Origin of the sequence: Burkholderia contaminans (assembly GCF_029633825.1) — a bacterium.
Lineage (GTDB): Bacteria > Pseudomonadota > Gammaproteobacteria > Burkholderiales > Burkholderiaceae > Burkholderia > Burkholderia contaminans.
Genome location: NZ_CP090643.1, coordinates 73,743 through 91,602 on the forward strand (window position 1 = coordinate 73,743; position 17,860 = coordinate 91,602).

Genomic DNA, 17,860 nt, shown 5'->3' on the forward strand with positions numbered 1-17,860 from the left:
CACGTAGGACCGTCGGCCCCACTGACGACAAATAGCGGCCTGCCCTTCCCCAATGCGTCTGCGTCTAGTTTTGAAGGAACTCTTGCGCGGGCGGCATGAGGCGACTTGCCCGCCGCTTTGTGCAGTAGATCTCGGCCGTTGCAGTGAACGCGAGTGATGCGACAGCGTTGAACGGGACGTGCCGGATAAGGGCTTCCGTCGCTCCGACAATGAAGTACTTTGCAGGTAGGTTCATCACAAAGCGCTGCGCATAGTCGTCGCCAACGATCTGCGAGTTTGTCACAAGCAGGATTGCGTGCAGTAAGACGCTCCCGAGGTCGATCAGCGAAATAAGAGCGAATACAACCGTCGACGCGACGAGTATCTGGCAGATGAACCCGAGGATGCGCAGCTTGCCGCGCCCACCGCGGAAGTACACCCGAAGCTCAGAAAGTGCCTTTTTTGACGCTGATGCGGGTCGCTCGCCGGCGAAGGTCAACGCGCCGGTCAAGTCATTCTTCATTGAGGATCTCCATTGTTTGTGAGGGAGGTTGTTGAGCTAGTTCAGTTCGAGCCAGGCGACAGCATGTCGTGGACGAATTGAGCCGTTCCGTCAACGATCGAGGCCATAGCGCGATTCATGCGCTGACCGACAATCGACACGAGGCCACCATCGTTCGTCGGGGTCGATGCCCGGATGGCGGGTTTCCAGGTAAGAGAGGCACTGCAGAGAAGCATCCCATTAGCACCGTAGGTGGCCGCGATCCCTGGAGTGGCGCACGGGGCTCCAGGAGCAGCCGAAGGGAGCGACTGTGCACAGGGCACCGTGCAAATCACCATCGCCGTGATGAAGATTGCACCATTGGTCGAGTTAAAAAATGACATCCGTGACTCCATCGAATTGAACACGCCCTCTCCGAGACAGGGCGCAGCCACGGAATTCTCTTTCGAAACGCAAGTGCATTCGCTTAAAAAGCACCCTACCCCCGCACCAACATTCCGCTCGCTCAGCCTGTAATCCCATTCCGTCTGATTTTCGCCTCGCCGCAACGTGGCGCACGTGAATGGAATTTTCCAGTAATATCCACGGCTTACCGATTCTGAGCCTGTCGCGGTCTGACGCGACCGAAAAAAAAGCCATGCGTCCCGGGGTGGAGGCGCATGGCTGGTCGAAAGTTAAACCACGGAGCATTACGGAAGGCGCGGATCCAATGCGGGGAGATCCAAGCCTCAGTCGATAGTGCCATCTCGCGTTCGCACGAGGTGGACAAAAGGCTCGCTGGATCACCTTCCATTTCCAGACTGCGCCCAATGATTCCCCTCGGCTTGCTAATTACCTGTCACCCCATAGCCTTCGGATATCGTCCTCACGTATCCGGTGTCCGCATGTTCCGAATTTCATTCCTACTGTTCGTCGCCATAAGCCTCTTCGGAGGCCTCTTCCGTATGTCGGTTCAAGATCTCCTGCTTCGCGAGGCGGTCCACTCGTTCTTACCGTCGACACAACGGCACCGGCAACCGCTCAATGCGGCCAGGCATGGTACTGGCGAGCAGGTGCCTTCAGTCGCTTGTGACGGCGACCAGGGTTGCACCGGGGGGAGCCGCAGCCGTCGATATAGAGACGGGCATTCCCCTCGTGTGGACGCCTTCGGCGACAACGGTCCCCTCGATCGTCGCTACCCTGATCCGATCTGACCGCAGCACTGTCTTCGATATCTCGCCGGGCAGCCATTCATGTGGCTGCCCGCAGTCATTTCTCGGACAGGCAAACTCCCAGGACGACCGTCGTTTGCATTGCACTCCCTCGCCCGTAGCCTGATTAGCACCGGTACAGGTGCCGGTCATTCTATTGAATAGGAATCCTATATATGGGCGAAACTGAACAGTTCTTTCCGCTCTATCAGGCCCGCTTTAGAAGTCACCTTTATGGGCCTGCGAGTCGCGCATTGGCGCGAGAGATTGCATTGCGATCGACTCTCCCGCGGAAAGCTAATGGATCCTTCGACTGGAGTCGGCTTCCTCCTGCGGCGGCGTCCGGGGAGGCCTTTTCGGCTCAATCACGACGCGGCGCGGTCGCTGTACTCCAAGGAAGCGACACCGGACTGTGGTTGATGCGTCGAGATAGCATCGATCAAAAGGTAGCAAATCGGGTATGGCGAACCGAGGTGTTTGTCTCGGACGATGGCGAATCAGATTTGATTGGTGTTCGCGCAAGTGTCGCGCTTGGTCGCAATATGGTTGCCCCGGTCGAGCATTCCGCGCTGATCGCGGCGCTCGTCAAGAACTGCGCGTTCATTGACAGCAAGACCCGGGTTCAATCGCGATCGCGGAACGTCACGACAAGTGATGTAACGCCTGTGCTTGACCTGCTCGTGGCCCCCACGCGAACTCTCCCGGTTCTGCTTCTTAGCCCAACAGTAGGAGGGCGAAGCCAGTCCGACGCGCAAAACATCGCCGACAGGCTGGCTGGCTTTGCCCACGTGCTTGTCGTCATGCCGGATGCGCGGGCAGCAGTGATGCAGTTTTTGATCAAGGACCGAGGTGTACGGCTTGACGCGATGACTCTATGTTGGCCCCATGCATCGACAGAGCGCGGCGCGAGCGATATGAGTTGGGACGTTGCAACAGTGAAAGGCGCTGGCTTCATCGACTTCCTCGAGTCCGCGGTGATCCGCTCGACAGTCGGCACGCAGGACGCGTGGCTCGGGCCGTTGGGAGATCGGCTCCTCCGCTGACCACGGGTTTGCCGTCTATTCCAGCCAAATGTTGCGGTGCCCCTTGCAGGTATTCATGCGGGGCTGGCTTTCGCCGGCCCCTATACTCCGCTCATGAACCCCAATGCCCTCGAACAGCTTCTGGACTATACGTTCAGCAATCGCTCGCTTTTCGAGCTGGCACTGACCCACCAATCCTTTTCCGAGACTCACAATGAGCGCCTCGAATTCCTTGGGGATTCGATTCTGAGTGGGTCCGTAGCAGCTCTTCTCTACGAGCGCTTTCCCCGACTCTCGGAAGGTGGGCTTTCCCGCATCCGGTCAAACTTGGTTCGCGAGTCGACTCTCCATGAAATTGCCGTTGCTTTGAATCTCGGCGCTTGGCTGAAGTTGGGCGAAGCTGAGATCAGCGCTGGTGGCCGCAGCCGTCCGTCGATTCTCGCCGATGCGTTCGAGGCAATACTGGGTGGCGTTTTCCTCGATGGCGGCTTCCCTCCGGCCGAGCGGCTTGTCCGCAGGATCTATACGCCGGTTCTCGACACGATCGACATCCGGCGCTTTGGACCTATACCCGTGGAGTACATAGTTTGAGGGCGAAAAGCGTGAAAGCGTTCTGCGGTGGGGTCGCCAAGGACTCTCCGTTTCGATGTATGCATACATCGAAATACATCGTTTCGGTTATCGGCTGTTCAGGCTCCGAGGATCTTTCGTATTGCACGCGCGAAGCCGACATCGAACACTGTCCGACCGTGTTCGTTCACGATCTCGCCATGGCTGCCTTCGTGTAAGCCATGTCTTTCGAGGTAGTCGGCAGAGACCGCCTTCCCCAGCGCTTCACGTTCTGAAGGAGTGAGCTGCGCGTTGTGGCCGTTTGTCGTTGTTGGCAACGCGATGGCGTCTCCTGACGCGCGCACACCGATTGGGCGTCGATCCACGACGACTTGCGCGTTGGATTTCAGAAGGTTGACCTCGGCCCGGAGCTTGTCTCGTTCCCCGATGATTGCTTGCATGATGGAGCGGATCGCGGGGTCGTGAATACGCATGAGGTATTCGTGGCTTGCCAGCGGTTTCGATGGTCGAAGTGTCGGTGGCCCGGCATACGTCGCCCAGGCCGAAATCAGCTCGCGGTAGTCTGCCGATTGCATGTTGTAGAGGACGCGTCCCTTTAGGACGCCTTCCGCCTCGGCCGGGCGACCAATGGTTGAGAGAGAAAATCGCGCGAGCCTGATTCCTGATGCCTGCGACAAATCTCGTGCAGCGCTTTTAGCCTAGCAAGCCGATGGGCACGACCACCCTTGGCGAGCAGCGTGCCGAGAAGCACGTTCGGGTGGTCGAATGTCGCGCTGTTCATGCTTGCGACTCGTCGATTCGTTGAGGCTTGCGCTTGAGCATGCCGGTGGCATTGCATTCCGGCAGAAACGTGGCGAAATCAATGCCAAATCGCTCGCTGAGACTCCGGCCGGCGTCCATCAGGTTGATGACCTGCCGCGTTCCCAGCACTGGATTAGCGGGGTTCATCTGCCGCGCGAGACGGCGCATGAATGCGTTGCCAACGCGGAGTTGTTCTTCTTCGCCCAGCGTCATGAAGACGGGCGCAAGGTGATCGCGATAAAGCACGGCATCGAGCAACTGACTACGACGGAATACTGCCTTGCCTGCATCGAGATCCGGATAGAGCTCGACATCGTCGCAAACTCCAGCGAGCTGAAGCAATTCCGATTCGGTCTCTTCGAACGCGATGTGCACATCGCTCGCGGTGCCCACCGCCACTAGTTGAGTAGAGTCTTCGACGGCCCGGTCGAGCGCAGCCTTGCAGCGCTCAATGAGCCGCCAACAAGCGGTGAGATCCTCCGCGAAGTCGTTAAATCGCTTCATCGATCCTTCCCACACGCGCTCAGCTTGCCGAAAGGCATCGAGATGAAGGAAGACCTCGCCAGCGTCTTCAGCGTCAGCCTTCTGCTTCTTTAGGTCAAGAAGCACGCGTTCATTCGCGAGGCAAGCATTGCGGGCCTCGTCGAAATGGTAGGCGATCGTGTTGAAGTGCGCGGCGAGCGATGGAAGGTAGTGAGGCTCCGTCACGAACCAGCGGCATCGAACGCAGTTGCGATTCCCTCCCGGAACGGGAGCGTGCTTTGCGTTGCCAACGGCAGTCCCCGGCAAAACCATCGGACCTCCGTTGTGGCATCCGCCAATCGAACGATTCTCCATCGAATCGCTGGCGTTTCCTCCAGCGAGGCAAAGGCCGTGGTGCATTGGCATCCAGCCCAACGCGTTTCTTGCCGCTGGATGCTCAGGGATTGCATCTGAAACACTGCTCACACTATTGCAGATCGCACTTCGGACAAGTTCGTCGTGTGCGGTATCGAGCAGAAAGTTCTGAATGCTCGCATTCTTATTTGCATCCAGGCGAGCCTTCGCATCGAGGAGGACGTCGCGAATATGGGTGGCTCCAGGCTTGGTGTAGTACAAGGTCATGACCAACCGGCTATGACCGACAAGCTTCTGCAGCACAGGGAACGGCACCTGTCCTTCCAAGGCCAGTGCAGTGACAAGGGAGACTCGCAAACTGTGAAGTGGGAACAACGTTCTCTTCTTGGACTGGGGCGGCAGCAGCCGAATCGGTGTTCCGTTGTGGTGAGTTTCGGAACGCCCGGCGAGCCGTGATTCGAATGCCTTCAGCAAATAGAACCAGCACGAATTGAGCGCCTGATCCTGAAGCGGAAAGTTACGCATTCGTGCCGTTGGATATTCTGGCAATCGGAAGAGAAAGCACGCGTCAGGATAGCGCGCCAACTGAAAATCAGTCTTGGCAATGATATGTCGACGATCAAGTTCTGCCCATGAGGTCCGACGCGAGATGGGGTTGTACTTCTCTTGCCAGTTGCGCAGCTTCTCGATCCAGTAGAAAACATTCTGGTGAAGCGCCCCGCCGTGCGTCCATGGCAGTAAATAGCCCTTCTCTGGCCCTGACTTAGAGACGTCGGCGGTCTTGTTCGTGTTGATATAGAGGATCGCCAGTGCGTTCTCGTTGTTGTTGCGATCATAGTCGCGCCGGAACACACCCTGCTGTAGCGGCCGAGATTCGCTTCCTTCTGCTATCTCGCTGCTGTTTCGCTCCCAACGTCCTGCCGCATAGCGCCAGGTGTCTGCCTCTCCGGAGTCAAGTACGCGGACCTGGCTAGTTCGTAAGGGCAAGATAAGCTTCACAAGCAGTGCAACCCATCGGACTGGACTCCACATCTGCAACACTTGACCACCGCGATAGTTTCGACTCAGCTTACGTATGCGCCAGACGCAATCCGGATCGTCGCGATCAATCTCGTCTTCAGTCACGTCGAGCCAATCAGGCGCGCTCGCACCCATATGGCCGATCTTGCTCCCGAGCGCACCATGTGCCCATTGCCAATCGCGAAAATGGGGTCCCGCCGCCAGCATCTGCCGAAGTTGGTCGATGTAGCCATAAGGCAGTGGTGAATAAACGCTCTCGCCGCGCTTCGGCAACCCCGCTTTCGACATACGACGTACCGGGTTGTGATAGCCCTGCATTAATACGGCGTTATCGTTTTTACCAATCTGACTGAAATGCCGAAGCAACACAAACTGCAGAAAAGCGTGGATAAGATTGTTCGCGCTGATGCCCCAAGGAGAGTCAGGACACGCCGTTCGGTGAAATTCTGGAACCTGTGTCGTTTGCGCCAGGAATACACTCGGGTCCAGCGGCAGGCTCTGCAGAATGAGGTAGCGCTCGAAGAAAGTCGATAGGGCCTGCAGCCTTTGGTGTAGACCATGCGTTTCCCCACCGAGCCACTCCAAGGCGAAGCCTCTCCAGGCTGCAAGTTCTGGATAGAACTCCACCACCCAGGTCAGGGTTGCATCCGAATCGCGTCGCATGCTGCGCTCGGTCCTTGCCGCCTTGCGACGCCCCTTGGGTTTAGTTGGAGAGGTCTTGTACATGTGTTTGCTCGGTCACGTGGAGATGTGGCTAGTCAGATGAACGGACCAAATCGGACAGAGGCGTCGTAAGAAGTCCATCCAGCCGGTGCGCCGCTTGCTGAAGTGCTTCTCGGGCTTCGCTAAAGCTTGCTTGTGTGTAGATCTCCTGGCTCTCGATCGATGCGTGATGCATGAAGCGGCGAATCATCGGCTTGTCGATTCCCGCGTGCTTCAAACGCTGGCCGTAGGCGTGTCGGTGCCCGTGCGGAGTTGTGCCAAGCGCCTTGCCAACTTCGAGGCCAATGCGTTTGCACGCGGCCGCGTGAGCCTTGTTGTACTGCGTGAGGGTGTATATCGCACCATAGGGTGCGCGCCGCAGGTTCACGAAAGCGAACGGATGATCCCGATCGAAATGCGCAAGCTGCTTCAGATAGCGATGCCAAAGTTCCAGAAACCACTCGCCGTACTCCGGCACGAACCAGTACGCCTGCTTGTAGTACGGACCGTCGTGCATGCCGCCTTTCCAGCCAGCATGCCGACGGTCCATCAAGTCTGTACGCGGCACAAGGCCGAAGCGCTGGCCGAGGTATTCTGCTCGGTTCGATTTACGTGGTCGTCCTCGCTCGTCGCACCAGTCAGCAGGCGCGGCCCCGTAGTGCGGATGGTGGATGAGGACCTTGGCTTGACGCGGGTCCTGTGGATCTGGAAATACGTCCTGAACGTAAAGGTGAAAAGGCTCCGACTCTCGAAATCCCGCGCCATGGAGCAGTAGCGTGATCAAGATGCCACGATAGTCGTAACGATCGCCGTTGCGAAAGCCTTTGAAGAGCAACGCTTCAAAGTGACGTTCTGGAAAAGCTGGCGGCTCACCTCGCGCGACCTTCGGGATTCTCCGGTAGCGAAGCCAATATCCTGTGGCGCGCGCGGTGGCATTCGACGCCCACGTATGCCCAAGGAAGGCCTTGCTTCTACGATACTGGTAAGCGGCTTCATCGATCTGTCGATCGAACGTGCTGCCGACGTACCGAGGATTGACGCTGGCTGCTTCAGGACGAACTTCGCCCAACCAATTGAAGAAGTCGCTCAAATGGATGATGATGCGTGCCGCGTCGTGCGGCGAGCGAGGCGGCCAGCAAAGGCCCGTGGCGTCGATTCCTGTTTCGCGATTGAACGTTCCTGTATACAGGCGCTTCGCGAAATTCTGAAACAGTCGATGAGGGTCGCGTTCGGCGGGGTTGAGTTGGATGTACTCAAGAAAGAGCCGCACCGATCGCGTCACCTTGCGCATCCATTCCAGACTGCGATCGTGGCTTCTATGCAGGAAATAATCAATCAGCGGCTCGAGTATCCCCGTCGCGGCGAGCAGGGCGGGGATCTCAGTGTAGACGCCGGTTTCGTCCGTGAGGACCTTTGCTTTGATGCTGACGAACATCGCTCGACAGAAAAAGCAAACACTCTACGCACGCTTTAAGTCACCACGTTGACCGTTGTAAGTCATCGCTGCTCCCGAATCGACTCACCGATAAGAGGGACGTGCCGACGCGCACTTCGCTGCGATAAAAAAGCTGACGGCGGATAGCGCGGAGACAAGCAACACCGTCCATTCGACGGCGACATATCCATCCGTCAATCCCCAGATGCTGGCCGCTGCGATGGGCGCGATGCCCTTCGCAATGTTCGACGGAAACGACAGCATGCCGCTGATCGCGCCGTAGCCCTCCGTCCACAGAAACTGCTGGACGATCGTGCCGCGCAGGATCGTCATCATTCCGTTGGCGGCGCCATAGCAGAGCGCGAAGATCCACAAAAGCGCAGCGGATTTGCCAGCCACAATCAGGACGACCGTCGAGACGGGAAAGAGTGTCACCACGATGAAACCAACTGTCGTGATGGTGACCTTGCGATCGAATGCGAACCAGACCGCGCGGGCGATGACTTGCGCGGGTCCTATCAGCGCCATGGTGATGTCCAGGACCGTGTTGGTGACGCCGCGCTCGACCATCAACGGGACCAGATGAAATGTGAGCGCGGCGAAGGTCGCGTAGTAGGTTGTGAAGCACAGTGCGAGCGCCCAGAAGGTAGGCGTGCGCAGTGCACGTCGCGTTGCCGCAGCATCGACCGCCGTGCGCTCCGCGCTCGGCTGGGCAGCGTTCGGGTCGATTCGTGAGGAGCGGATTGCGAAGACATGAATCGGCAGGCAAATGATTAGATTGCACGCGGCAAGTGCGACGAGCGCGAGACGCCAACCGGCCAGATCCACGAGGAACTGCGTGACCGGAATGAAAACCGTGCTCGCGAATCCCGCAACGAGCGTCACCAGTGTGATCTTGGTCTTGTATCGCAGCGGATAGCGATGCGTGAGCACGGCGAAGAGCGGGTCATAGAAGGTCGCAGCCATCGACAGGCCCAAGCCGATCCACGCTACGAAGAGAATCGTGAGCGACGATGTGGCCGACCACATCAGAAGCATGGCGGCCGCGATCAGCGATCCAATGGCCATGATTCGACGTCCGAGCCCGTGGTCGATCCATTTGCCCACCGGATACGCCACGAAACCCGAGACCAGCAGTCCGAGCGAGAGGGCAGCATTCGTGGACGTGCGGCTCCAGCCCATGGTCTGCTCCATGGGTACGACCAGCAGCGAAAACGAATAGTAGACCGAGCCCCACGACACCAGTTGGGCGAGCGCGAGCGCCCAGGTGGCCAGCGATTCGGCGCGATCCGTCGAGTTACTCGACTTCACTGTCGTCGGTGTCGGCGTTCTGTGCGCTGTGCTCATGGCTCATGGCTGCATTGGCGAGGACGGAAACTGATGCCGGAGCCTTCTCTTTACGCTCACTGTACCGGTCGGTCAGGTAATCTGAGCGGTCGCGCACGAGTAGCGTGAACTTATACAGTTCCTCCATCACATCGACCACACGATCGTAGTACGACGAGGGCTTCATGCGACCGCTCTCATCGAACTCCTGGAACGCCTTGGCTACCGAACTCTGATTGGGAACGGTCACCATGCGCATCCAGCGGCCGAGCACGCGCAAAGCGTTCACCGCGTTGAAGGATTGCGAGCCGCCCGACACCTGCATGACCGCGAGTGTTCGCCCTTGCGTCGGCCGGATGCTTCCGGAGTCGAGCGGCAGCCAGTCGATCTGGTTCTTGAACACGCCGGTCAGCGCGCCATGTCGTTCCGGGCTGCACCAAACTTGGCCTTCGGACCAGATGGACGCTTCGCGCAATTCGAGGACCTTCGGATGGTCGGCGGGCACGCTGTCGGCGAGTGGCAGACCATGTGGATCAAACACTCTGGTCTCGGCGCCTAACTTGCGAAGGATGCGCTCAGCCTCGAGTGTCAGCAAGCGACTATAGGAGGTCGGACGGAGCGAACCGTAGAGCAGCAAGATGCGCGGCGGATGATCCGAGATCGTCCGGGGTTCGAGCTTTGTGAGATCGGGCGTGTCGAGATGAGAAAGACTGACGTTCGGAAGATCGGTGGACATCGTATGGAAGCGGCTAAAGAGCTACGGGGTGATGGGGCGTGAGAGCAAAATCGCTGTGGCCGGGCACAGTTCAACGGCCTGGCGCGTGGCGAGGATCGCGGCAGGCGCGGTCTCGCGGCTCACAAGGTTGAATCCGGTCTTCTCGAAGAAGGCTTGTGCGTCAGTCGTAAGGAGCCACGCAGTTCTGGCGTCCGCGTCGAAGGCCTGACGCAGCAGCACCGCAACGAGATTCCGGCCGATGCCCTTGCTTCGACAGCTTGGCTCGACTGTCACCGAGCGGATCAGCACATCGCGCCCGTATTGTTCGAAGCCGCCGTATCCGACGTGCGAACCGGCAAGCGTCGTGAACCCGAAAAGCGGCGCTGCGGTTCGTTGAGGTCATCGACCGGGAGGCCGTCACGGACCAGGGCCTTGACCAGACCGACGTCACTTCCGACGGTCTCGTGTGCAATGATTATGGCGCTCACACTCGCTCCTCAGGCCGTCTCGTACCAGCGCTGCGAGCGATTCACGACGCCAACCACCAGCAGCATGACTGGCACTTCGATCAGTACGCCAACGACTGTCGCCAGCGCCGCGCCAGACTGGAACCCGAAAAAGCTGATGGCGGTAGCAACGGCCAGTTCGAAGAAGTTGCTCGCGCCGATCAGACTGGACGGACCCGCCACGCAGTGCGCGACCCCGAGCTTGCGGTTCAGCAGATAGGCCAACCCGGAGTTCAGAAACACCTGAATGAGAATAGGGACTGCGAGCATCGCAATGACCAGCGGCTCCCGGACGATTGCTTGCCCCTGAAACGCGAACAGCAGCAACAGCGTGGCGAGCAGCGCGCAAATCGAATAAGGCCCGAGGCGGGACACCGTGCGATTGAAGTGGGTCTCACCCTTCGCGAGCAGCACGCGACGCAATAACTGCGCGATGACGACTGGAATGATGATGTAGAGACCCACCGACGCGATCAGCGTATTCCGAGGAACGGTGATGGCGGACAGGCCAAGCAACAGTGCCACGATCGGCGCGAATGCGACAATCATGATCGCGTCGTTCAGCGCCACCTGCGACAAGGTGAAATAGGGATCGCCCTTGCAAAGCTGCGACCAGACGAACACCATCGCCGTGCAGGGGGCGGCAGCCAGCAGAATGAGGCCGGCAATGTAGCTGTCGAGTTGCGCTGCGGGCAACCAGGCGGCGAAGACGTGGCGCACGAATATCCAGCCCAGTAGCGCCATGGAGAAAGGTTTGACGAGCCAGTTCACGAACAGCGTAACGCCGATCCCGCGCCAGTGGCCCTTGACCTGCGCCATCGCGCCGAAGTCGATCTTGATGAGCATCGGAATGATCATCACCCAGATCAGCACGCCCACCGGCAGATTGACCTGCGCCAATTCCATGCGACCGATCGCCTGAAAAGGGACGGCAACCACTGGCCCAGCGCGATGCCCGCGACGATGCACAGCGCAACCCACACCGTCAGGTATCGCTCGAAGAAGCCAATGACCGGACGGCTCGCGCGAGCGACCGAATCAGTGCTGCCCATTGGATTCCTCGGCGGGACGTTCGCCAATCGCGCGCACTTCATTCTGGGCGGCATTGCGATCGAGTACGTGCAACGGCAGGTTCACAAACTGGCTCACCCGCGTCAGAATCTGCCGATAGACCTTGGTGAAGACCGCGCGCTTCTCTTCGTCGCTGCCCACGAATGCGGCAGGGTCTTCAAAACCCCAGTGCGCGGTGATCGGCTTACCGGGCCATATCGGGCACACCTCGCCAGCCGCCTGGTCGCACACGGTGATCACGAAGTCCATTTGCGGCGCGTCGGGTGCACCGAACTCATCCCAGCTCTTACTGCGCAGCCCGGCCGTGTCGTAGTCCAGCGACTCGCAGCGCTCGATCGCAAACGGATTGACCGCGCCTGACGGGTGACTGCCTGCGCTGAACGCGTGGAATCGACCCTTGCCTAGCGTGTTAAAAGCGCCTCGGCCATGATGCTTCGGGCACTGTTGCCCGTGCAAAGGACCAGAATGTTGTAGGTCTTGTCGTTCACGTCTTGCTCCGATTGAGATCTGCGCCGGCGCAGCAGGCATTTGAAGAAACGCGGGCTTCGCGCGAACGATCGCGCGACTCTCCATAAACAGGGGCGTGCTCAAGCGTTTGAAACGTCTCCCATGCGACGCCCTGTGGGTCCACGGTCCAGGTCTTATCCGACTTTGCATAACAGCAGGTCGTCGCCGTCTGATTCGTGACAGGCAATTCAGCGCTCGCGAAACGCGCTCGCATCTCGGCAAGTTCCTCGTCCGATTCGACCTGAATGCAAGGTGATCAATGCCGGGCTTTACGCCACGCTGCGAAATAGCGAAGTTGACCTTCGGATCGCTCAACTCCCATTTGCGGTAGTGCGACTTCGATACCGTCGGTTTCGCGCCTCCAAACATGGCAACGTAGAACCGGGTGCTCGCATCAATATCTTCGACAGCAACGTGGATGTGCATGCGTTTCATGATTTAGCTCCTTGGCACTGCGACACAGCTTGAACGGAACAGTCAGCGCCCGCACAGCAGTTCTCGGTCAGAAACCCGAGCAGTGCGTTCATCGCATCGAAGTTGGCTGAATAGAAGATGAACCGTCCCTTCTGCTCGCTGTTGACGAGGCCCGCATGCGACAGGTCTTTAAGGTGGAACGACAAGCCAGACGGCGAGAGGCCAAGCTGCTGAGCAATCTCACCAGCCGGCATGCCTTCGGGGCCCGCGACAACCAGTGCGCGGAAGATCGCCAGGCGCGATTCATGAGCGAGCGCGCCGAGCGCGCGTACAACGAGGTTCGAGTCCATGGCGGCATCATAGACCTGTCGATTCAAAGATTCAAGTAATCTTGAAACGATGCGGCCACGGTGTTTGATGGTCAATTAGGGACGGTAGATAGCGAGTGGAGGGAAGAAAGTTGAACCCGCCCTCCAACCCTCAAACTCGAAATCTTGGGCTAGAATACCTGTATATTTATACAGTACTCCTGGAGCCAGATCGTGGGTCGGCCTGTCTTAGCCGCACAGCAGTTACGCACGCCCGAGGAACGGGCGCGCTCCCTCGATGCTGCGCTCGACAGAAATATGTATTCGGAGTCGGGGGGAATAACACTTTGGCAAGGATCCGAAGTCGCGCCTGCAGGAGTTCCTCCAAGCGCGGCACATTCCTGTGCCGGCCTACAGCATTATCGCGGTACTGGATCATGAACAGCCCCGCCGCTATCAGAGCGAGTGCGTGGTCAAGACACTCCGCCAACGGACGACCGGTATCGGTCTGAACCGGCGGGCGGCCGAGCGCGAGGCGGCGCAGCGCATGCTATCGATTCTCGAGCAGTCCGCGCCAACTTGAGCGGCCATCGCTATCTCGAAAGGGCCTCGGACTAACCGCGTTTTCTCCGGCGCTTTGTCCAGGCGCTCGAATATCCTCTTGGTTCGGCGGCAGGTGTGCCTTTGATCGCAACTCGTGGATATCGTGCGTAGCATGGCCACGCTGATGGAGCCAACATGCTGCAAGACACAACGTTACTCAGCGAGATTCACGGGCTGAATCGATCGTACCTGTCCCTCCTCCAACGATCGCTCCGTGAGGATTTCGCCGCTGCTACTCGCGGGTTCGAGCTATCCGCCGAGGTTGGGCAAGCCCTGGTGCAATGTTCTCCGGAGAGGCTCGACAAACTCGCGCGAACCCCTCAGTTGCTTTTGCGGTTCCATTTCAACGACGTTCAGTTCCTTCAGGCGCTTGGGGCAAAGATCGCTCCGGGTGCGAGCTCAGAAGTCCAGCCGGATGACGCCCTGTCCGCTCAACCGACGTCGCGAACGAACGATCGCGGCGCCCTATTAAGAATGCACCCATGATAGCTCCAACCGGTTTGAGGCAAGTTTGTTTGAACAAACTTAACTCGGCTAATTGGAATCTCAACGCGGCCTCACGTCATTCTTGCGGCACCCCGCTTCCTTCAGGTAAGCTTCTTTCAGCCGTTCGGTCGGCACATTTCCAGCCTCATCAAATCCTTCTTCGGCTCCTCACTCAACTGAAGGTCGTTCAGTTGAGCGTCGGACTCCACCCGGCACTGCGATCCCCATACCCGAACGGATCCCCAGTGTCCAAGGCGCTCTCTCCTTTTCAACCGCCACATCGTGGCACCCAGGAGAGCACCATGAACCGCAATCTTCAAGCCTTCGGCATTGCCGGCTCGCAGCACGAAGTCGTGTTCAGCGACCAACTGATCCCCGTTCAGGAGTTCCGTACGGAACTGGACCAAGTCATGGTGCACGGTGGGGTCGACAAGCTTCTCACCCATCTGACGAATGGCGGCAACGTGACGCTGTTCGACGAGGACACCTGGTGGGACATCGTCGACGAGCTGAAGTCATATCTCGGGAGCAAGGCATCCAACTTGTGCGGCGACTCGATCTCCGATCAGGAATCCGCGATGGTTGGCGCTGAGACGTGGGTTGAGGACAACATCTCGTGCGGCCCCCGCGCAAAGATCGTCGCCACCGCCATCGTCCTCTACGGGTACGCCAAGGCAGAAGCCATGATCCGCGGGCTCAGCACTGCGGTAGCCGCATAGAAAGGAACCTTCAAGCTACGTTGGCCGACACCTTCTCCCGGGAAGGTGTCGATCGACGCCCTAGGCCCTGAAGAGCTCGATTCCTCAGGGTTCGCGCCCGCTCCTTTTCAACAGCCAACCTGGCAGCGAAGGAGATACCCATGAATCAAACCGATTTCCCGAATCACACCCCCTGGGGAGCACCGCAGTCGACCCGCGTGATCGATGAAGGCATCGTTCGCTACTCGACCGCAAGTTATGGAGGTTACTGGCTCTCCGCCAGTCGAATTGCCGAAATGCCTGACGGGCTTCGGCCGACTGCTCACCTTGATGGCGACGGCGGTGCATGGTTTGAGGAAGACCAGGAGTCAGCGATCGTTACGCTCGCCTTTCCTCACCACTTCGACTCCGAGGCGCAGGTGTCGGCACGCAAGCTGGTAATCGACTGGATGCCGGAAATCTGGGAGGCGTGGACCGGCGAAAGGCTGTCCCCGGAAACTAGCTACACGCGCCGCCGCGAGGCGTTTCTTGAGCAGCATCGAAACGAGCTGCTCGTCCTGTCCGCGGTCGGAAGTTGGGACAAGCGGGTTCCGGAGGGAATGGTCGGACTGGTAGCTACACTTGGCGGGCGATCGCCGTGCGGTGAGCACGCCGGGACCGAAACCTATTGGCTTGTGCCCGAAAGGGAGTATCACGACGCTTTCGAAACGCTAGGGCACATGGGCTACTTCATTATCGATCAAGCCCGTCATCAACCGTGGTCGCGCGACGTCGACTCGGTAGTTGCATAGAGCTCAATCGGCAGCGCTGTTACCCCATCCGGGTACGGCGCTCTCGATCCATCGCTGACCACCGGTCCGCAATGGCGAGGAAAGCTATCTCTCTTGTTCACGCCCTCGAGGCACCGGGAGAAAAAGCATGAATACGATCTTGATCATCGCCGGCGCAGTTGCGTTCTTTATGATCGCGTTTATTGGAGCTGGCAACGAAACCGCTCAAACGGAAAGCGCATCGGATCCGCTCGACCGATGTGTCCGCTGTGGAAACTATCTTCCCTGCAGCTGCGACCAGAACGACGACACTTCGTATGGTCATCACCATCACCATGATCGGTGGGTAGACGACTCAATGAGTACTTCATCGTGCGAGGACTCGTACGTGGGGCATGCTGACCACCATCACAACGATGCAGGTCACTGGAGTTAAGGAATCGGGCGCGCTCACGACGAGGGCGCCCTTCAATCTTCTCGCAATGCCATCAGATCTTGCCGAGCGCCGCTCGCCAGGGCCGTGGCCCGCTCCTTTTTCACGCCTCAGGGCACCAAGAGGAGAACCATCAAATGGGAAATAGCGCCTTCACCCCGACCGACCGGATGATTGCAGCCGCGGAAGCACACCTCGCTGCCGAAATGAGCGAACGGGAGATCCGCTCGATCGTCATCGGGTTCGAAACGGAGATTCTCAAGAAGTACCGCTTCGTGGCCGCACGGACCGTGCGCAGCGAACCGGAAGAGATCATCCTCGATCCGAACCTGTCGTACCGACTTGGTGAGGCTGACTCAGCAATTTTCTTTGCTGAGTGTCGCAAGGCTCGCGCCGCCGCGCAGATTACCGTCGAGGGCGAGGATCCGGACGTTTGCCCGCTCCTCAAGGCCCGGCATGTGCTCGTGAATGCTGAGAGCGCATTAATCAAAGCGATGGGTGAGTTGCCAGCGCTGGCAGTATTCGCCGAGAAGGATTATGTGATGAGGCTGGAGGACCGTAAGAGGGTGATCGAACTGTCGCTCGGGTTGCTCGATCCGTTCGTGAGCAAAGACAGGACGGTCGCGCTAGTGCGGGACTACCTCGCACAATACCCACGGTTTGCGAAATCGATCTACTTGCCACACTGATTGTACGTCCCCCGCCCGGTTCAACCGGGCGGGCTTCTACTGCGCCCCGCCGGCCGTTCGGTCGCCGAGGCTACGCCCATCTCCTTTATCAACGCCCACTGCGGCATCAGAGGAGAATCATGAACAGCAAAGGCTACTCACCCACCAATGGCGCCGAGTTCGTGAGCTTTAATCAGTTCACGGCGGAAGCAGTCATCGTGCCGCTGATCAGTCACGGCCGAAAAGCAGACGTTCTCTTCCGCGGTCAGAGTATCGGTTTTGTCGACAAGCTCGGCGAGGATGGCTTGCGCCAAGCGCACCGAAGGGCCGTCAACAACGCCCTGTACAGCAACGAGGAGGACGACCTTCCGCATTGGCTTCATCAGCCGCTGCCATCAACGACAGCTCTCTCTGCCTACCCTGAGCTGGAACGTCTTTTCCCTCGCGCATACGCGCGCGTGATGAAGCCCACTCAGGGCGTATTAGAGCTTTGACGAAAAAGGCCCGCCAGTCAGTGACGTGGCGAGCCTGGGACGTGGTGTCGGCTAGAATCAGCGGGCGAACCGGCGATCGAGGAGCCAACGATGTGGTTCCCCGTCACCGCGGTAGTGAATCTCCCCTAACAGGCACCCCCCTTCGTCGAAGTACTGCTCTTTCGTGCCGTAGTGCACCCGCTTGCTAGGCACAATGGTAAATGCACTCGCCGATACATCGACAAGTGGGCGCACCGAGAGCCCTTCAGCCAAAACCATGCGTGCCCACGCGTCGAGGCAGGCAATACTCATCGGGTCATGGCTCACGGCGGTGGTGAGGTCCAGGGCGCAAATGGCCCCCACCGGAATCTCCACCGCACCACCGGTGCGCTCCAGCAATTGCGCTCGAGAAGGCTCCTCCGACTGGAAGAACACCAGGCTGATAGGTTTGACACCTGCATCAGCCGGCACTGCAACAACCCACAAACGCTTCGATCCGTATTCGCACATGTTGTTCTCCGTGGTCTTGTAGCCTCGTGAGGCTACGACTGGGGCCGTTCGCCCCGTGAAGGCTGATGCCTTGACGGGAAGTCAGCGACGTCGAACATGCGCAGCGCAGACGGTATGAACGCAGGTTCAGCGCAGGAAATGCGCTACGTCCGGTCTCGTGCGTGTGATGATGGTTTCGCTGGAACTCTGCGGGTGGGGCGTCGTGGACGCATGCAGAGCCAGAAATTGAATGCTGCCGAATAAACGGCCTGCGCGAATGATACTTCGATTTCACAAGGGTGGACAAGCATCGTCGATTTTCAAGCGCCTATCGT

General features: G+C 58.8%; 16 protein-coding genes and 5 pseudogenes. 9 read left to right on the forward strand and 12 right to left on the reverse strand.

Features of this window, described 5'->3' with window-relative positions; translation table 11 throughout:
* Positions 1 to 64: 64 nt before the first annotated feature.
* Positions 65 to 502 carry a hypothetical protein gene (locus LXE91_RS39315; RefSeq protein ID WP_046543976.1) on the reverse strand — a complete coding sequence of 146 codons (438 nt, stop codon included), beginning with the start codon at positions 500 to 502 and terminating at the stop codon, positions 65 to 67.
* A 303-nt stretch (positions 503 to 805) separates the two neighbouring features.
* Here LXE91_RS39315 and LXE91_RS39320 point away from each other — a divergent pair, with 303 nt between their 5' ends.
* The 3 genes and pseudogenes from LXE91_RS39320 to LXE91_RS39330 all read left to right on the forward strand — a co-directional run.
* Positions 806 to 997 (forward strand): hypothetical protein, encoded by a 192-nt coding sequence (locus LXE91_RS39320; RefSeq protein ID WP_135370861.1) that lies wholly within the window; start codon positions 806 to 808, stop codon positions 995 to 997.
* A 1,093-nt stretch (positions 998 to 2,090) separates the two neighbouring features.
* Positions 2,091 to 2,714 carry a hypothetical protein gene (locus LXE91_RS39325; RefSeq protein ID WP_135370862.1) on the forward strand — a complete coding sequence of 208 codons (624 nt, stop codon included), beginning with the start codon at positions 2,091 to 2,093 and terminating at the stop codon, positions 2,712 to 2,714.
* 93 nt (positions 2,715 to 2,807) lie between these two features.
* Positions 2,808 to 3,257: pseudogene (locus tag LXE91_RS39330) on the forward strand (ribonuclease III family protein); the annotation flags it as partial.
* A 125-nt stretch (positions 3,258 to 3,382) separates the two neighbouring features.
* Here the strand turns inward: LXE91_RS39330 and gmtX are convergent.
* From gmtX to LXE91_RS39380, 10 genes and pseudogenes are all read right to left on the reverse strand, one after another.
* Positions 3,383 to 4,044 (reverse strand): annotated as a pseudogene (gene gmtX / locus LXE91_RS39335) (gamma-mobile-trio protein GmtX).
* Positions 4,041 to 6,647 (reverse strand): gamma-mobile-trio integrase GmtZ, encoded by a 2,607-nt coding sequence (gmtZ, locus tag LXE91_RS39340; RefSeq protein ID WP_012431292.1) that lies wholly within the window; start codon positions 6,645 to 6,647, stop codon positions 4,041 to 4,043. Before gmtZ ends, gmtX begins: the two are co-directional and overlap by 4 nt.
* 28 nt (positions 6,648 to 6,675) lie before the next feature.
* Positions 6,676 to 8,058: a gamma-mobile-trio recombinase GmtY gene (gmtY, locus tag LXE91_RS39345; protein ID WP_012431291.1), complete on the reverse strand. Its 1,383-nt coding sequence runs from the start codon at positions 8,056 to 8,058 to the stop codon at positions 6,676 to 6,678.
* A gap of 84 nt (positions 8,059 to 8,142) precedes the next feature.
* The gene (locus LXE91_RS39350; protein WP_039346158.1) at positions 8,143 to 9,405 is read right to left on the reverse strand and encodes an MFS transporter; all 1,263 of its coding nucleotides are present in this window, start codon (positions 9,403 to 9,405) and stop codon (positions 8,143 to 8,145) included.
* On the reverse strand, positions 9,356 to 10,120 hold the full coding sequence (gene arsH / locus LXE91_RS39355) for an arsenical resistance protein ArsH (protein WP_012431289.1): 765 nt from the start codon (positions 10,118 to 10,120) through the stop codon (positions 9,356 to 9,358). The genes LXE91_RS39350 and arsH overlap by 50 nt, the downstream gene beginning before the upstream one ends.
* A 21-nt stretch (positions 10,121 to 10,141) precedes the next feature.
* Positions 10,142 to 10,408, reverse strand: a complete 267-nt coding sequence (locus tag LXE91_RS39360) for a GNAT family N-acetyltransferase (protein ID WP_278068193.1) — start codon at positions 10,406 to 10,408, stop codon at positions 10,142 to 10,144.
* 188 nt (positions 10,409 to 10,596) lie between these two features.
* Positions 10,597 to 11,657 (reverse strand): annotated as a pseudogene (gene arsB, locus LXE91_RS39365) (ACR3 family arsenite efflux transporter).
* Positions 11,644 to 12,164, reverse strand: a pseudogene (locus LXE91_RS39370) (arsenate reductase ArsC). Before LXE91_RS39370 ends, arsB begins: the two co-directional pseudogenes overlap by 14 nt.
* Positions 12,161 to 12,618, reverse strand: a pseudogene (locus LXE91_RS39375) (ArsI/CadI family heavy metal resistance metalloenzyme). Before LXE91_RS39375 ends, LXE91_RS39370 begins: the two co-directional pseudogenes overlap by 4 nt.
* Positions 12,615 to 12,947: an ArsR/SmtB family transcription factor gene (locus tag LXE91_RS39380; protein ID WP_012431285.1), complete on the reverse strand. Its 333-nt coding sequence runs from the start codon at positions 12,945 to 12,947 to the stop codon at positions 12,615 to 12,617. Before LXE91_RS39380 ends, LXE91_RS39375 begins: the two are co-directional and overlap by 4 nt.
* 361 nt (positions 12,948 to 13,308) lie before the next feature.
* On the opposite strand from LXE91_RS39380, the gene LXE91_RS39385 reads away from it, so the two are divergent.
* The 6 genes from LXE91_RS39385 (at position 13,309) to LXE91_RS39405 (ending at position 17,057) form a co-directional block, all read left to right on the forward strand.
* A complete protein-coding gene (locus LXE91_RS39385) occupies positions 13,309 to 13,488 on the forward strand; it encodes a ribonuclease III family protein (RefSeq protein WP_052760107.1) in 180 nt (59 codons plus the stop codon).
* A 155-nt stretch (positions 13,489 to 13,643) separates the two neighbouring features.
* A complete protein-coding gene (locus LXE91_RS43840) occupies positions 13,644 to 13,994 on the forward strand; it encodes a flagellar transcriptional regulator FlhD (RefSeq protein WP_052760108.1) in 351 nt (116 codons plus the stop codon).
* Between the two features lie 302 nt (positions 13,995 to 14,296).
* The gene (locus LXE91_RS39390) at positions 14,297 to 14,713 is read left to right on the forward strand and encodes a hypothetical protein (RefSeq protein WP_046543678.1); all 417 of its coding nucleotides are present in this window, start codon (positions 14,297 to 14,299) and stop codon (positions 14,711 to 14,713) included.
* A 140-nt stretch (positions 14,714 to 14,853) separates the two neighbouring features.
* Complete coding sequence (locus LXE91_RS39395; protein ID WP_077233644.1) at positions 14,854 to 15,483, forward strand: DUF7007 domain-containing protein; 630 nt, start codon at positions 14,854 to 14,856, stop codon at positions 15,481 to 15,483.
* Positions 15,484 to 16,032: 549 nt separating this feature from the next.
* Positions 16,033 to 16,584 carry a hypothetical protein gene (locus LXE91_RS39400; RefSeq protein ID WP_046543679.1) on the forward strand — a complete coding sequence of 184 codons (552 nt, stop codon included), beginning with the start codon at positions 16,033 to 16,035 and terminating at the stop codon, positions 16,582 to 16,584.
* Between the two features lie 119 nt (positions 16,585 to 16,703).
* Positions 16,704 to 17,057 (forward strand): hypothetical protein, encoded by a 354-nt coding sequence (locus LXE91_RS39405; protein WP_077019795.1) that lies wholly within the window; start codon positions 16,704 to 16,706, stop codon positions 17,055 to 17,057.
* Between the two features lie 57 nt (positions 17,058 to 17,114).
* On the opposite strand, the gene LXE91_RS39410 is transcribed toward LXE91_RS39405, so the two are convergent.
* Positions 17,115 to 17,546 carry a hypothetical protein gene (locus LXE91_RS39410; RefSeq protein ID WP_046543681.1) on the reverse strand — a complete coding sequence of 144 codons (432 nt, stop codon included), beginning with the start codon at positions 17,544 to 17,546 and terminating at the stop codon, positions 17,115 to 17,117.
* Between the last annotated feature and the right edge of the window lie 314 nt (positions 17,547 to 17,860).